The 13948-nt window shown below is 73.6% G+C and carries 16 protein-coding genes; 11 read left to right on the top strand and 5 right to left on the bottom strand.

Annotation, left to right across the window (positions count from 1 at the left end; genetic code table 11):
* The first annotated feature begins 111 nt into the window (after positions 1-111).
* From ACTMS2_RS00080 to thpR, 4 genes are all read left to right on the top strand, one after another.
* The gene (locus ACTMS2_RS00080; protein WP_172896591.1) at positions 112-561 is read left to right on the top strand and encodes a MarR family winged helix-turn-helix transcriptional regulator; all 450 of its coding nucleotides are present in this window, start codon (positions 112-114) and stop codon (positions 559-561) included.
* A 68-nt stretch (positions 562-629) separates the two neighbouring features.
* Positions 630-1913, top strand: coding sequence for an MFS transporter (locus ACTMS2_RS00075; protein WP_441173466.1), 1284 nt, complete (start codon positions 630-632; stop codon positions 1911-1913).
* Positions 1914-2014: 101 nt separating this feature from the next.
* The gene (locus ACTMS2_RS00070) at positions 2015-2524 is read left to right on the top strand and encodes a hypothetical protein (RefSeq protein WP_441173465.1); all 510 of its coding nucleotides are present in this window, start codon (positions 2015-2017) and stop codon (positions 2522-2524) included.
* Between the two features lie 9 nt (positions 2525-2533).
* Positions 2534-3112, top strand: coding sequence for an RNA 2',3'-cyclic phosphodiesterase (gene thpR / locus ACTMS2_RS00065; protein ID WP_441173464.1), 579 nt, complete (start codon positions 2534-2536; stop codon positions 3110-3112).
* A 10-nt stretch (positions 3113-3122) separates the two neighbouring features.
* Here the strand turns inward: thpR and ACTMS2_RS00060 are convergent, their stop codons facing one another.
* From ACTMS2_RS00060 to ACTMS2_RS00045, 4 genes are all read right to left on the bottom strand, one after another.
* Positions 3123-4109: an aldo/keto reductase gene (locus ACTMS2_RS00060; RefSeq protein ID WP_441173462.1), complete on the bottom strand. Its 987-nt coding sequence runs from the start codon at positions 4107-4109 to the stop codon at positions 3123-3125.
* Between the two features lie 79 nt (positions 4110-4188).
* Complete coding sequence (sepH, locus tag ACTMS2_RS00055; protein ID WP_089002317.1) at positions 4189-5274, bottom strand: septation protein SepH; 1086 nt, start codon at positions 5272-5274, stop codon at positions 4189-4191.
* Positions 5275-5462: 188 nt separating this feature from the next.
* Positions 5463-6590, bottom strand: a complete 1128-nt coding sequence (serC, locus tag ACTMS2_RS00050; protein ID WP_441173461.1) for a phosphoserine transaminase — start codon at positions 6588-6590, stop codon at positions 5463-5465.
* Positions 6591-6871: 281 nt separating this feature from the next.
* Entirely contained in the window at positions 6872-7978 is a 1107-nt protein-coding gene (locus tag ACTMS2_RS00045; protein ID WP_121396987.1) for a citrate synthase 2, read from the bottom strand.
* Between the two features lie 285 nt (positions 7979-8263).
* Between ACTMS2_RS00045 and pdxH the strand changes: the two genes are divergently transcribed.
* The 6 genes from pdxH to ACTMS2_RS00015 all read left to right on the top strand — a co-directional run bounded on the left by pdxH (position 8264) and on the right by ACTMS2_RS00015 (position 13206).
* Complete coding sequence (gene pdxH, locus ACTMS2_RS00040) at positions 8264-8893, top strand: pyridoxamine 5'-phosphate oxidase (protein WP_441174050.1); 630 nt, start codon at positions 8264-8266, stop codon at positions 8891-8893.
* The gene (locus ACTMS2_RS00035) at positions 8890-10206 is read left to right on the top strand and encodes an MFS transporter (protein WP_441173459.1); all 1317 of its coding nucleotides are present in this window, start codon (positions 8890-8892) and stop codon (positions 10204-10206) included. Before pdxH ends, ACTMS2_RS00035 begins: the two co-directional genes overlap by 4 nt.
* Before the next feature lie 53 nt (positions 10207-10259).
* Complete coding sequence (locus tag ACTMS2_RS00030) at positions 10260-11189, top strand: aldose 1-epimerase family protein (RefSeq protein ID WP_441173458.1); 930 nt, start codon at positions 10260-10262, stop codon at positions 11187-11189.
* A 12-nt stretch (positions 11190-11201) separates the two neighbouring features.
* Complete coding sequence (locus ACTMS2_RS00025; RefSeq protein ID WP_441173457.1) at positions 11202-11804, top strand: nitroreductase family protein; 603 nt, start codon at positions 11202-11204, stop codon at positions 11802-11804.
* A gap of 189 nt (positions 11805-11993) precedes the next feature.
* Positions 11994-12299, top strand: coding sequence for a type II toxin-antitoxin system VapB family antitoxin (locus tag ACTMS2_RS00020; RefSeq protein ID WP_089002310.1), 306 nt, complete (start codon positions 11994-11996; stop codon positions 12297-12299).
* A gap of 142 nt (positions 12300-12441) precedes the next feature.
* A complete protein-coding gene (locus ACTMS2_RS00015; protein ID WP_089002309.1) occupies positions 12442-13206 on the top strand; it encodes a DUF4230 domain-containing protein in 765 nt (254 codons plus the stop codon).
* A 90-nt stretch (positions 13207-13296) separates the two neighbouring features.
* Here the strand turns inward: ACTMS2_RS00015 and ACTMS2_RS00010 are convergent, their stop codons facing one another.
* A complete protein-coding gene (locus ACTMS2_RS00010; RefSeq protein WP_089002308.1) occupies positions 13297-13503 on the bottom strand; it encodes a PspC domain-containing protein in 207 nt (68 codons plus the stop codon).
* Between the two features lie 311 nt (positions 13504-13814).
* On the opposite strand from ACTMS2_RS00010, the gene ACTMS2_RS00005 reads away from it, so the two are divergent.
* Positions 13815-13948: serine dehydratase beta chain (locus ACTMS2_RS00005; RefSeq protein WP_441174049.1), on the top strand; the 134-nt coding region annotated here is incomplete at its 3' end.

Raw genomic sequence — 13948 nt, 5'->3', positions numbered from 1 at the left:
GCTCCGGGCCGGTCGGCCGATTCGGATACCCGGCCCGGAGCAGGGCGAACTTCTCGTGAGCATGGTCATATCGCATCTCATTCGCCTGGCTAATTAGTTAGGCTAACTATCGTGACGGAGCGGACGGTGACGGCGAAACGCGTGCCACCGGCGCAGCTGGCACCCCAGCTGCGTGACGCGATCACCCGGCTCAACCGACGGGTCCGCCAGGCCCGGCCGGTCGGCGACCTCACGGTCACCCAGCTCTCCGCGCTCACCAGCCTCCGGCTGGCGGGTGCGCTGACGCCTCGGGAACTGGCCGACGTGGAACGGGTGCAGCCGCCCACGATGACCAAGATCGTCGCGAAGTTGGAGGAGCGCGGCCTCGTGCAGCGCACCCCCCACCCGACCGACGGCCGACAGGTCATCCTGGCGGCGACCGAGGGGGGACGGGCCGTGCTCGACCAGTTCGAGCGGGTCCGTGACGAGTGGCTGGCCCGCCGGCTGGCCGAGCTGACCGAAGCCGAACGGGACACCCTGCGGCAGGCCGCCGAGATCCTTCAGCAGGTCGCCCGCGCCTGACCCGCGCCTCGTGCCACCGCGCCGTCCGACGTCGATGACGCGTACGACCGCGAGGAGGCGCACCAAGAGTGCAGGCGAAGCTGAGCACGATGTTCCAGTCCCTACAGGTCCGCAACTACCGGCTCTTCGCATCCGGGCAGCTGATCAAGCTGATCGGCGTCTGGATGATGTTCATCGCCCAGGACTGGCTGGTCCTCGAGCTCTCCGACAACTCCGCCACCGCCCTCGGCGTGGTCACCGCGCTCCAGTTCACCCCGGTGCTGCTGCTCACCCTGCTCTCCGGACGGCTGGCCGACCGCTACGACAAGCGGATGCTGCTCTTCGTCGCGAACGCGTTCTGGACCGTGCTGGCGCTCGCCATGAGCCTGCTGGTGATCACCGGCCTGGTGCAGCTCTGGCACGTCTTCGCGTTCGCGGCCCTGCTCGGCGTCGCCAACGCCGTGGAGACCCCGGTCCGGCAGGCGTTCGTCTCCGAACTGGTGGGCACGTCGCTGCTGCCGAACGCGCTCTCGTTGAACGCGGCGGTGTTCAACTCGGCCCGGATCGTCGGGCCGGCCGTCGCCGGCCTGGCCATCGCCGCCTTCGACGTCGGACCGGTCTTCATGTTCACCGCGCTCAGCTCGATCGCCCCCCTGGTCACCGTGATCCGGATGCGCCCCTCCGAGCTGTACCGGGAGGCGCTGCCGCCGCGCGACGAGCGGGCGTCGGCCAAGGTGGTCGACGGCCTGCGCTACGTCTGGCGCCGGCCCGACCTGCTGCTGCCCATGGCGGTGATGTCGGTGATCGGCATGTCGCTGTTCAACTTCCAGCTCACCCTCGCCGCGCTGGCCAAGACCGTGTTCCAGACCGGTGCCGCCTCGTTCGGGCTGTTCAGCACCGCCCTGGCGGTCGGCGCGCTGGTCGGCGCGCTCGCCGGCACCGGGCGGCGCAGCCGCCCGTCGGTCTGGCTGGTGCTCGGCGCGGGGGTCGGCTGCGCCATCTTCGGCACGCTGGTGGGGCTGGCCCCGGCGTACTGGATGGTGGTCACCCTCCTGCTGCCGACCGGTTTCTTCATGGTGTTCTTCGCCCAGGCGGCCAACCAGCGGGTGCAGCTCGGCACGGACGCGGCCTTCCGCGGCCGGGTGATGGCCCTCTGGGTGCTGGTCTTCCTCGGCACCAACCCGGTCGGGGCGCCGCTCATCGGCTGGGTCGCCGAGACCTACGGCGCCGGCGCCAGCATCTGGATCGGTGGGCTCATCTCGCTGGCCACCATCCTGATCGCGCTCACCTGGCAGCTGCGCCGCTCCGGCGCCCGGCTGCGCTTCCGGGTCCTGCCGATGCCGCGCTTCTACGTCACCTCCGCCGACTGCTGAGCGTCCCCGCCCCGGAGTGGGACGATCCGTCCCATCCTGCGGATGGCGTGGATGGCACGAAAGCGGTGGCGGTAAGGAGGAAAGAGGCTTAGCGTCGATACGTGGAGCCCGGGCGCGCGCTGCTGCTGATCCTGATCTTCGTCGCCGCGGCCAGCCTGCCGGTGCTGATCGCCCTGGCCTTCTGCGCGGACGAGATCATCGACCGGGTCGCCTGCGCGTACGCGGAGTGGCGGGAGCGCCGGCGGGAACGGCGCACCATCGCCCGGCTGGACCGGGCCGTCGAGGCCGACGCGCTGACCCGCGACATCGATCTCACCGACTTCGACCGGCCCGACCGCCGCCCGCTGGAGGAACTCGCCGCCGACCTGCGCCGCCTGCGCGGGCAGGGGGTCGCCTCCGACGGCCGCCAGCCCGTCTGGCACGGCACGATCCTGCGGGCGTACGACGACCGCCTCCGGCTGGCCTGCCGGGCCCTCGGGCTCAGCGAGCACCTGACCGAGCTGGAGGGCGTCGACCTGGAGCTGGAACGGGTCCGGGTGGAGGGCCTGCTGCACGCCGCCGGGCTGACCCTGCCCGCCGCCCGGGCCGGCCACCGGCAGCGGCACCGCTGAGGGCGGCGCGTGAGGCTCTTCGTCGCGCTCTACCCGCCACCCGAGGCGGTCACGCACCTCGGCGCACAGGTCGCCCGGCTGCGCGTCGGCGCGGCGGCCGTCGCCGGGACCAACGTCCGGCTCGCCGACCCCGGCAACGCACACGTCACCCTCGCCTTCCTCGGCGACGTCGAGGCGGACCGGCTGGTCGCCGTGGAGAGTGCGCTCGGGCTGGCCGCCGAGTGGTCCCGCGACGGCCGCCAGGCCCCGCCCCGGCTCCGGCTGGCCGGCGGCGGGCGGTTCGGGCGGGGCCGGTTCACCGTCCTCTGGGTCGACCTCCGGGGCGAGGTGGAGCCGGTGCAGGTGCTGGCCCGGCTGATCCGCTCCCGGCTGCGGCACGGCCGCCTGCCGTACGACGAGAAGCCCTTCCGCCCGCACCTGACGATCGCCCGCCCCGGCGACCGGGTGCCCCCGGCCGACGTGGCCGCCGACGTGGCCACGCTCGACGACTACGAGGGCCCGGAGTGGCCGGCCGGCGAGATGGTGCTCGTTCGCAGCCACCCCGGCCCCCGCCCGACCTACGACCGGCTGGCCGCCTGGCCCCTCTGACGCTCGCGGGTCACCAGGCCCAGGCCTCCGGGCCGGGACCGCCGTTGCCGACGGGCGGGAAGAGCTGGTCCAGGCGGGTGAGGGTGTCCTCGTCGAGGTCGACGGTCAGGGCGCCCAGAGAACGGTCGAGCTGCCCGGTGGTGCGCGGCCCGATGATCGGAGCGGTCACCCCGGGCCGCGACAGCAGCCAGCCGAGGGCCACGTCCGCCGGGTCGTGACCGAGGTCGCCGCAGAGTTTCTCGTACGCCTCGATGGTGGGCCGGTGCTCGGCGAGCGCGTCGGCGGAGCGGCCGCTGGCGCCGCGTGCGGCCCCGCCCTCGGCCATCTTGCGCAGCACCCCGGCGAGCAGCCCGCCGTGCAGCGGTGACCACGGGATGACGCCCAGCCCGTGGTGCTGCGCGGCGGGCACCACCTCCAGCTCGACGTGCCGGGTCATCAGGTTGTAGATGCACTGCTCGGAGACGAGGCCGAGGAAGTGGCGCTTCGCCGCCGCCTCCTGCGCCACGGAGATGTGCCAGCCGGCGAAGTTGGACGATCCGACGTAGAGCACCTTGCCCTGGGCGACCAGGGTCTCCATGGCCTGCCAGATCTCCTCCCACGGGGTGCTGCGGGAGACGTGGTGCATCTGGTAGAGGTCGATGGTGTCGGTCCGGAGGCGGCGCAGCGAGTCCTCGCAGGCCCGGACGATGTGCCGCGCGGAGAGGCCCTGCTCGTTGGGCCACTCGCCCATCTTTCCGTAGACCTTGGTGGCCAGCACGACCTTCTCCCGCCGGCCGCCGCCCTGGGCGAACCAGCGCCCGATGATCTGCTCGGTGATCCCCTCGCCGGTCTGCCAGCCGTAGACGTTGGCGGTGTCGAAGAAGTTGATCCCGTGTTCGAGGGCCCGGTCCATGATCGCGAAGCTGTCCGGCTCGGTGGTCTGCGGCCCGAAGTTCATCGTGCCGAGGCAGAGGCGGCTGACGGACAGGCCCGTACGGCCAAGGTTCGTGTACTCCATGAAGCCACCCTGCCACGGCGGCACTTCGAGTGCCTCGCGTCGACTCCGGCGACGGGGATCCGTCGCCGGAGTCAGGCGGTCACGAGGACTCGCGGGCCGCCGGGCCGCTGCCGAAGAGCACGTCGTCCCAGCTCGGCAGGCGCTTGCGCGGCTTGCCGCCGGCGTCGGTCGACTCGCCCGCCGCCGCTGCCGAGGGCGCGCCCGTGCGCCGGGGCCGGAGCACCGCCAGCGATGGCACGGCCGGCACCTCCTTGGGCGCGTCGGAGTCGTCGTCGAACGCGGAACCCTGGCCGCCGCCGAGCAGCGCCGCCGCCCCGCCGCCGACCGGCCGCTGGCGCGGCGCGTCCTGCCCCGCCAGGGCGGCCGGGCTGCGGGGTTCGAGCCCGCGGCCCGAGGTCGAGCCGAGCGGACGGTCGAGCGAGGCGAGCAGGGCGTCCCGCCCGGCCCGGATCGGGTCGCGGCCGGGACGGCTGTGCTCGGCCGCCGCCGGCAGGCCGTGCCCACCCCGGGTCGGCTCGCCACGCGACGGGCCGGGCAGCGCGTGGCCGCCCCGCTCCGGCGCCGGCTCCTGGCCGAGGATCGGCGTGGGCCGCTCGGCGCACAGGTATTGCGCCATGTCGTCGTGCGGGGTGACCGCCTGCCGGGTCTTGTCGAGATCCCAGATCGCCTGCGCGGTCGCCTTGCCCGAGGGCCAGGTCGCCACGATCCGCCAGGTGCCGTCGTCGCGGCGCCACGCGTCCCAGGAGATCTTCTCGGTGTCGATCCCGTGCTGGGCCAGCCGGCCGTTGACCACCTCGGCGAGCGGGGTTGGCTTCTCCGCGCCCTTGAGCCGGGTGCGGCGGGCGTGCTGGGCGAGCATGGCCCGCTCCTGGAGCACCGGGCCGGCGTAGCGCAGCACCCGGTCGACGGGCACGCCGGCGATGCGGGCCACGTCCTCGGCGGACTCGCCGGATCGGATCTTGGCCTGGATGTCCCGAGGGGAGAGTGAGGGCACCGGATCGGCGGTCGCCGCCGGGGCCACCGCGAGCGGCGGGGCGCCGGGCTCGGCGTGCAACGCGCCGGCGATCCGCTCGTCGATGGGCAGGGCGAGCAGTCGCCCGACCTCGTCGGCGAGCACCAGGGCCTGGCCGTCCTCGGAGAGGGCGACGAAGCGTACTGGGCGCATGGCGTTGCCTCCGTCCCGCTTCGCTGGCCGTCACGCCACGAGCCGGCCACCCGGGCGTCCTCGCACCACCGTACGCGCATCTGCACACAGGTGGGGGATGCGACACCCGCATGTCGCGACTGAGCTGCGACGATGATCACGGTCGGTGGCCGCCGACGCGCCCGGCGGCCACCGACCGTGACGACGATTCAGAGCCGCTCGACCACGTAGTCGATCGACGCGGTCAGGGCCTCGACGTCGGCCGGCTCGACGGCCGGGAAGAGCGCGACGCGGAGCTGGTTGCGGCCCAGCTTCCGGTACGGCTCGGTGTCCACGATGCCGTTGGCGCGCAGCGCCTTCGCGATCGCGGTCGCGTCGACGGAGTCGGCGAAGTCGATGGTGGCGACCACGTTAGAGCGCAGCGCCGGGTCGGTGACGAACGGCGTCGCCACCTCGGAGCGCTCCGCCCAGCCGTACACGATCGCGGCGCTCTCGGCCGTGCGCTTGGCAGCCCAGGCCAGCCCGCCCTGGGAGTTCATCCAGTCGGTCTGCTCGGCGGCCAGGAAGATGGTGGCCAGCGCCGGGGTGTTGTAGGTCTGCTCCAGCCGCGAGTTGTCGATCGCGGTGACCAGGTCGAGGAAGGCCGGGATGTAGCGGCCGGACGCCTTGATCTCGCCGGCCCGCTCGAGTGCGGCCGGGGACATCAGGGCCAGCCACAGGCCGCCGTCGGAGCCGAAGCACTTCTGCGGGGCGAAGTAGTAGACGTCGGTCTCGCCGACGTTGACGTCGAGCCCGCCGGCACCCGAGGTGGCGTCGACCAGCAGCAGCGAGCCGGGGTCGGCGCCGGCTACCCGGCTGATCGGCACGGCCACACCCGTCGAGGTCTCGTTGTGCGGGGTGGCGTAGACGTCCACCCCGGCCTCGGCGGTCAGGGCCGGCGCGCTGCCGGCCTCCGACTTGCGGATGGTGGGCTCGCCGAGGAACGGGGCGTCCTTGACGGACTTGGCGAACTTCGCGCCGAACTCGCCGAAGCTGGCGAACTGGGCCCGGTCGCGGACCAGGCCGAACGTCGCGACCTCCCAGAACGCCGTGGTGCCGCCGTTGCCCAGCACCACCTCGTAGCCCTCGGGGAGGGAGAAGAAGTCGGCGATGCCACGGCGCAGCCGGGCCACCTCGTCACGCACGGTCTTCTGCCGGTGCGAGGTGCCCAGGTAGCTGGTCGCCACGTCGGCGAGGGCGGAGACCGCCGCCGGACGGACCTTGGAGGGCCCGCAGCCGAACCTCCCGTCGGCGGGCTTGAGGTCGTCGGGAATCCGGATGGTCGGTGCGTCAGCCACGGTTGTCGAGATCCTTCCGCAGGGGCGAGGGCGGGCCCGGTGTTCAGGCGGGCGCGGATCGAACGGCGGACGCGCGCTCAGGCGCACGACGTGGCCGGGACCCGGGCCCGGTCCGGCGACACTGCCGGCCTTCATCCTCCCACCCGCGCGGGCCGCACCGACCCCTGGTCCCACCAGCGGCGTTGAGGCGTGCACCACAGCCTGCGCACCGGCCCGGCCCGCGTACGACTGAGGGCCCCTTCCCGTCGACGGGCGACGGGAAGGGACCCTCGGCGCGACGCTCAGACGCCGTGCGGGATGGCGTCCCAGCCCTCGACCTCGCTGGGCTTGCGGGTGCCCGGGCCGACGTAGCGGGCCGACGGGCGGACCAGCCGCTGGAGCTTCTTCTGCTCCAGGATGTGCGCGCTCCAGCCGCCCATCCGGGCGCAGGTGAACATGGAGGTGAACATGTGCGCCGGCACTTCGGCGAAGTCCAGCACCACGGCGGACCAGAACTCGACGTTGGTGGCGAGCACCCGGTCCGGGCGACGGGCCTGGAGCTCGGCCAGGGCGGCCTTCTCCAGCGCCTCGGCGATCTCGAAGCGCGGCGCGCCCAGCTCCTTGGCGGTGCGGCGCAGCACCCGGGCCCGCGGGTCCTCGGCCCGGTAGACGCGGTGGCCGAAGCCCATCAGCCGCTCGCCCCGGTCGAGGACGCCCTTGACGTAGCCCTCGGCGTCGCCGCTGCGCTCGACCGCCTCCAGCATGCTGAGCACCCGCGACGGGGCGCCGCCGTGCAGCGGGCCGGAGAGGGCGCCGATGCCGGAGGAGATGCAGGCCGCGGCGTCGGCGCCGGTGGAGGCGACGATCCGGGCGGTGAAGGTGGAGGCGTTCAGGCCGTGCTCGGCGGCCGAGATGAAGTAGGCGTCGACGGCCTTGACGTGCCGGGGGTCGGGCTCGCCGCGCCAGCGCTTCATGAAGCGCTCGACGATGGTGGACGCCTTGTCGATCTCCTTCTGCGGCACGGCCGGCAGGCCCAGGCCGCGCGCCGACTGGGCGACGAAGGAGAGCGCCGTGACCGACACCCGGGCGAGGTCCTCGCGGGCCTGCTCGTCGGAGATGTCGAGCAGCTGGTTGAGACCCCAGTACGGGGCCAGCATCGCGACGGCGGACTGCACGTCCACCCGGATGTCGCCGGAGTGCACCGGCACCGGGAACGGCTCCGCCGGCGGCAGGCCCGGGCCGAAGCGCCCGTCGACCAGCAGCGCCCACACGTTGCCGAAGGAGACCTGGCCGATCAGATCCTCGATGTCGACCCCGCGATAGCGCAGCGCGCCGCCCTCGCGGTCGGGTTCGGCGATCTCGGTCTCGAAGGCTACGACGCCCTCCAGTCCGGGTTTGAAATCGGCCATGTCGCTCTCCTGGATCTGCTCGGCGCGCCCGCCCGGGGCTCCGGTCCCGGCCCAGCCGGTCGAGCACCTTAGGCGACCCTCAGGGATGTGTTCGTGACATCTTGCCTGCTGGGTAACCGGATTCGCGACCCACGGCGACTGTGCCGCACACGACATCCCCGGTCCGGGTGGCCCGGAGCGCGTCGGTGACACTGTGCGGTGCGGGCTGGCCTGCGCCGCAGAGGGTGGGCCGGGTCGACGAGGAGGAGGGGGAACGTGACGGGGGACACAGCCCGGCCGGCGGGCATGCGTAACGAGTACGCCGCGGAGCTGGGCCTTTCCGAGGCGGATCTGGCCGCCGACTGGCACGGCCAGTTCACCCGCTGGTTCGCCGACGCGGTCGCCGCCGGGCTGCCCGAACCGAACGCGATGGTGGTCGGCACCGCCGACGTCGCGGGCCGCCCGAGCGCCCGGACCGTGCTGTTGAAGGGGTACGACCCGGAGGGCTTCGTCTTCTACACCAACCACGAATCCCGCAAGGGCGCCGAGGCGGCCGCCAACCCGTACGTCAGCCTGGTCTTCCCCTGGTTCCCGATGCACCGGCAGGTGACGGTCACCGGCCGGGTCGAGCGAATCGACCGGGCGGAGACGGAGGCGTACTTCGCCAGCCGGCCGCGCGGCTCCCAGCTCGGTGCCTGGGCCAGCACCCAGTCCCGGGTGATCCCCGGGCGGGCCGTGCTGGACGAGGCGTACCGGGCGGCGGCCGAGCGCTTCGCCGAGGTCGAGCCGATCCCCGCCCCGCCGTACTGGGGCGGGCTGCGGGTGCGGCCGGACGCGGTGGAGTTCTGGCAGGGCCGGGTCAGCCGGCTGCACGACCGGCTGCGGTTCCGGCGTACCGGAGCCGGGGAGTGGGTCGTGGAACGGCTGGCCCCGTGACCCAGCTCAAGGACCCCCGGCCGGGCGGGCTGCGCCGCTTCGCGATCGACCTGAGCCCGCTGGCCGTGCCGGCCTACCGGCGGATGTGGCTGGGCAACGGCATCGCGATGTTCGGCATCCAGCTCACCGCGGTGGCCGTGCCGGTGGAGATGTACGCGCTGACCGGCAGCTCGCTCTGGGTCGGCCTGATCGGGATCGCGGCGTTCCTGCCGCTGCTGGTCTTCGGGCTCTGGGGCGGCGCGCTGGCCGACGCGCACGACCGGCGCAAGGTGCTGCTGGCGACCGCGGCGGTGCTCTGGGTCGCCACGTTCGGCCTGGTGGTGCAGGCGGTGCTCGGCCTCGGCAGCCCGCTGCTGCTGCTCGCCCTGGTGGCGGTGCAGTCGGTCGCCTTCGCGGTCAGCTCGCCCACCCGCAACGCGATCCTGCCCCGGCTGGTGCCGGCGGAACTGGTGCCGGCGGCGAGCACGCTGAACTTCACCACCCACACGGCCGCCTCGGTGTTCGGCCCGCTGGTCGCCGGCCTGATCTTCGCCTGGTGGGGCACGGACCTGGGCCTGCCCATCGCGTACGCGGCCGACGCGGCGCTCTACACCGTGGCCGTCTGGGCGACCGTGAGGCTGCCGGCCATGCCGCCGGAGCCGGACCCGGACGCGGGCCCGGCCGCCGCCCCGGGCTCCCCACGCCGGGCCGGGCTGGCCAGCATCGTCGACGGGCTGCGCTACCTGGCGACCACGCCGGTGCTGCTGCTCTCCTTCGTGATCGACCTGATCGCCATGGTGCTGGCGATGCCCCGGGCGCTCTTCCCCGAGATCGCCGAGTCCCGGTTCGGTGGCGGCGCGGCGGTCGGCTGGCTCTACAGCGCGATCGCGGCGGGCGCGATGCTCGGCGGGCTGACCTCCGGCTGGATCGGTCGGTTGCGTCGGCAGGGGCTGGTGCTGGTGGTGGCGGTGGTCGGCTGGGGGCTGGCCGTGGCGGCGGCCGGGCTGGCCGGCCAGCTCTGGCTGATGGTGCTGCTGCTCGCGGTGGCCGGGGCGGCCGACCTGGTCAGCGCGGTGCTGCGGCAGTCGCTGCTGCTGGTCTACGCGCCGGACCGGATGCGCGGGCGGCTCATGGGCGTCAACACGGTGGTCATCGCGGGCGGTCCGCGCCTGGGTGACCTGCGGGCCGGTGCGGTGGCGGCGGGCTTCGGCGGCGGCGTGGCCTGGGTCAGCGGCGGGCTGATCTCGGCGGCGCTCGCGGTGCTGCTCGCGGTGGCGTTCCCGGTGCTGCTGCGCTACCGGGCGGCGGCCCGCTCCGGCGACGACCGGGGGTGACGGGCCCGGTCGGGGCGAGCGACGGCGGGGCGGGAACCGTTAGGGTCCCCCGCATGGACACCCCCGACCAGCGTCCGCCCTCGGGCGCGCAGTGGAGCATTTCGGCCGCCGGCCACGAGGCCGTCATCGTTGAGGTGGGCGGCGGGGTCCGGACATACCGGCACGACGGCACCGACCACCTCGACGGGTACGACGCCGACGAGCTCTGCCCCGGCTGCGCCGGGCAGGTGCTGGCCCCCTGGCCGAACCGGATCCGCGACGGGCGCTACACCTTCGGGGATCGGTCGTTGCAGCTCACGCTCAGCGAGCCGGACCGGGGCGTGGCCATCCACGGGCTGGTCAACTGGGTGCCGTGGCGGCTGGTGGAGCAGTCGTCCGACGCGGTGACCGTCGGCTACGACCTGCCGCCGCAGCCGGGCTACCCGTGGCCGCTGCGGCTGCGTACCCGGTGGAGCGTCGGGCCGGACGGTCTGCGCGCGGAGCACGAGGCGACGAACCTCGGCGACGAGCCGGCGCCGTTCGGCTTCGCGGTGCACCCGTACCTGCGGGTGCCCGGGGTGGCGGTGGACGACCTGTCGATGCGGCTGCCCGCCCGGAAGCGGCTGCACGTGGACGGCAGGCTCCTGCCGATCGGCGTCACCCCGGTCGAGGGCACCGAGTACGACTGGACCAGCCCCCGCCGCATCGGCGGCGCCCAGCTCGATCTCTGCTTCGGCGACGTGGTCCGCGACGAGGACGGCGGTTCGGTGGTCAGCCTGGCCGCCCCGGACGGCGCGGCGGGCGTACGGATCTGGGCGGACCGCGAGTTCGGCTGGTGGCAGGTGTTCACCGGCGACGCCCTGCCCGGCGAGCGGCGGCGCCGCTCGGTGGCGGTGGAGCCGATGACCTGCCCGCCGGACGCGTTCCGTTCCGGCCGGGACGTGATCACCCTGAAGCCGGGCGCGACCTGGCGGGGTGTCTGGGGCGTACGGCCCGGGGTCTGAGCGGGGGAGCGCATGGAGTTCAGCGAGGTGGTCCGGCGGCGCCGGATGGTGCGCAACTACGACGCGGAGCGTCCCGTCCCGCCCGACGTGGTGGAGCGGCTGCTCGACCACGCGGTCCGCGCCCCGTCGGCCGGCTTCGCCCAGGGCTGGGGTTTCCTGGTGCTGGAGGAGCCGGAGGACCGGGAGCGGTTCTGGACGGCGACCACCCCGGGCGGCGGCGGCCGGGAGCGGTGGCTGGCGGGGATGCGGCGGGCGCCGCTGATCGTCGTCCCGCACGCGAACCGGTCGGCCTACCTGGAGCGGTACGCGGAACCCGACAAGGGCTGGGCGGACCGCTCGACGGAGCGCTGGCCGGTGCCCTACTGGTACGTGGACACCGGCTTCGCCGCCCTGCTGATGCTGCTGACCGCCGTGGACGAGGGGCTGGGGGCGTGCTTCTTCGGCATCCCCGCCCAGCGCCTCGACGCGTACCGGGAGGCGTTCGGGGTGCCGGCGGAGTACGAGCCCGTCGGTGCCGTCACGGTGGGTTACCGTGCGCCCGACCACCGGTCACCGTCGCTGCGCCGGGGGCGACGACCGGTGGACGAGGTCGTCCGGCGGGGACGGTGGAGCTGACCGGCGTCGGATGTGCCGTCCGCTGGCGAACCGGACGGCGGGTAGTGAAACTGACATCAGGGAGCAGAACGCGGCGTGGTGCAGGCGGCTACGCTGGCACGGTCATCGGTGCCGCGGGTCGTGGCGCCGCGCCGCGACCCGACCCGGTGTCGTGGGTCGGCCCGGCCAGGGGGAGGGGAGCGTGCCGTCGTGATCTTCAGAGCGGTCCGGGACGGGCGTCCCTATCCGGAGCACAACCTGACGCTCAAGCAGTGGGCGGAGATCCCGCCGAGGCCGCTGCGCCTGGATCAGTTGATCACCACCAAGCGCGAGTTGGCGCTGGACAAGCTCCTCGCCGAGGACTCCACCTTCTATGGCGACCTCTTCCCGCACGTGGTGCAGTGGAACGGCGGGCTCTACCTGGAGGACGGGCTGCACCGCGCCCTGCGCGCGGCGCTCCAGCAGCGCAACCAGATCCACGCCCGGGTGCTCGTCCTCTCCGGGCCGATCGAGTGAGCGCGGTACGCCGGCTGTCCGACCCGTCCTGACCTGCGGTTCTGTCGGATCGGCGCGGCGGTGCGTCCTTCGCCGAGCGGGTGTCGCACAGGAGCCGTACCGTCATCCTCAGACGACGTGTCTGACGAGGACGGTGAGGGCCATGGCCCGCGACGGTGACATCAACGAGCCCACGAGGGAGTTCCCCGGTTATCCGACCGGCGAGGCGCTCAAGGAGCGCTCGGCTGTCACGACCGAGCCGGAGCCGGGTGCGCCACCGCCCGGGGGCGGGCCCGCCCGGGGCCTGCTCTGGGTGCTCGGCGCGGCGGCGCTGGCGGTGGTGGTGCTGCTCGGTGTGCAGGCCACCGGCCTGCTGCCGGACTTCCGCAACCCCTTCGCCAAGGAGCAGACCGACCGCAGCCAGCCGCCGCTGCTCAAGTCGATCCAGGATCTCAGCCGCTACGTCGCGGCCGAGGGCAACTTCCAGGTGGTCGTCGACCTCCAGAACGACCGGCGCAACGTGCCCGACTGGCTGCTCAGCCAGCGCACCCTCTTCGTCGGCGCGGGCAGCGTCGAGGCGTACGTGGACTTCGCCAAGATCTCCGAGGGTGCGGTGGTCCAGTCGGCCGACGGCAAGTCGGTGGAGATCAGGCTGCCGGCGCCGCAGCTCGCCAAGACCAACCTCGACCTGGAGAAGAGCTACGTCTTCGCCGAGGAGCGCGGGCTGCTCAACCGGGTCGGCGAGCTGGTCAAGGGCGACCCCAACCGCCAGCAGCAGGTATACCAGCTCGCCGAGGAGCGGATCACCACCGCCGCCCGCGACAGCGGCCTGACCCAGCGGGCCGAGGAGAACACCCGCAAGATGCTGGAGGGGCTGCTGCGTTCCCTCGGCTACGAGAAGGTGACGGTCACCTACACCGCCCCGTGACGGCGGGCCGCCACGGACGCGACGGCGCCCGCCCCGGTTGTCGGGACGGGCGCCTCGTGCCTGCCTGCGGGTCGGGCGGGGCGGGTGGGCTCAGTAGCGGGTGGCGGCGTGGCGATCCTCGTTCGGCATCAGGACCCAGAGCACCAGGTAGACGACCACCTGGGTGCCGGGCAGCAGCAGGGACAGCAGGAACAGCAGCCGGATGAAGCCGGCCGACCTGCCGAAACGCTGGGCCAGGCCGGCGCAGACGCCGGCGAGCATGCGCCCCTGACGGGGGCGGACCAGTTTGCGACTCATCGTCGTACTCCCACTCTGCGGCGTTCGCCGCCTCTGCCCTCAACGGTAGGAAGGGGTGGCCACCGTGCCCTCGGTCGCGAGGAGGAGCGGCGGCGCCCGTACCCGTAGGTGGTTACCCGGGAACCGGCCCCGCGACGCCCCCGGTCCCGCCGGCTCCCGACGGCCGCTCGCGAACGACGGGCGGGCGCTGACCTGGGCGGGTAGGCTCGCCGGTCGGGCACCCCCACCCCGGGTGCCGGACGGCCGCCCCGACCGGGCCGGCCACGACCGTGCCGGAGACCCACGAGGTACGACGGCGAGGAAGTGCAGCCATGATCAGCGTGTTCGATCTCTTCAGTGTCGGTATCGGGCCGTCCAGTTCCCACACCGTGGGGCCGATGCGGGCGGCCCGTACGTTCGTTGCGGGGTTGAAGGCCGACGGGTTGTTGGCCGGGACGGCTCGGGT

The sequence above is a fragment of the Micromonospora sp. SD12 genome, from assembly GCF_052068495.1.
In the GTDB taxonomy this organism is placed as follows: domain Bacteria; phylum Actinomycetota; class Actinomycetes; order Mycobacteriales; family Micromonosporaceae; genus Micromonospora; species Micromonospora echinofusca.
Note: the sequence above shows the minus strand (reverse complement) of the source record. Positions and strands in the feature narration are given on the sequence as shown.

Excerpts from the sequence above, each read along its gene's own strand:
- ACTMS2_RS00060 (WP_441173462.1), bottom strand. The coding sequence starts at position 4,109 with ATGGAGTACACGAACCTTGGCCGTACGGGCCTGTCCGTCAGCCGCCTC.
- sepH (WP_089002317.1), bottom strand. The coding sequence starts at position 5,274 with ATGCGCCCAGTACGCTTCGTCGCCCTCTCCGAGGACGGCCAGGCCCTG.
- ACTMS2_RS00045 (WP_121396987.1), bottom strand. The coding sequence starts at position 7,978 with ATGGCCGATTTCAAACCCGGACTGGAGGGCGTCGTAGCCTTCGAGACC.
- pdxH (WP_441174050.1), top strand. The coding sequence starts at position 8,264 with ATGCGTAACGAGTACGCCGCGGAGCTGGGCCTTTCCGAGGCGGATCTG.
- ACTMS2_RS00030 (WP_441173458.1), top strand. The coding sequence starts at position 10,260 with ATGGACACCCCCGACCAGCGTCCGCCCTCGGGCGCGCAGTGGAGCATT.
- ACTMS2_RS00025 (WP_441173457.1), top strand. The coding sequence starts at position 11,202 with ATGGAGTTCAGCGAGGTGGTCCGGCGGCGCCGGATGGTGCGCAACTAC.
- ACTMS2_RS00015 (WP_089002309.1), top strand. The coding sequence starts at position 12,442 with ATGGCCCGCGACGGTGACATCAACGAGCCCACGAGGGAGTTCCCCGGT.
- ACTMS2_RS00010 (WP_089002308.1), bottom strand. The coding sequence starts at position 13,503 with ATGAGTCGCAAACTGGTCCGCCCCCGTCAGGGGCGCATGCTCGCCGGC.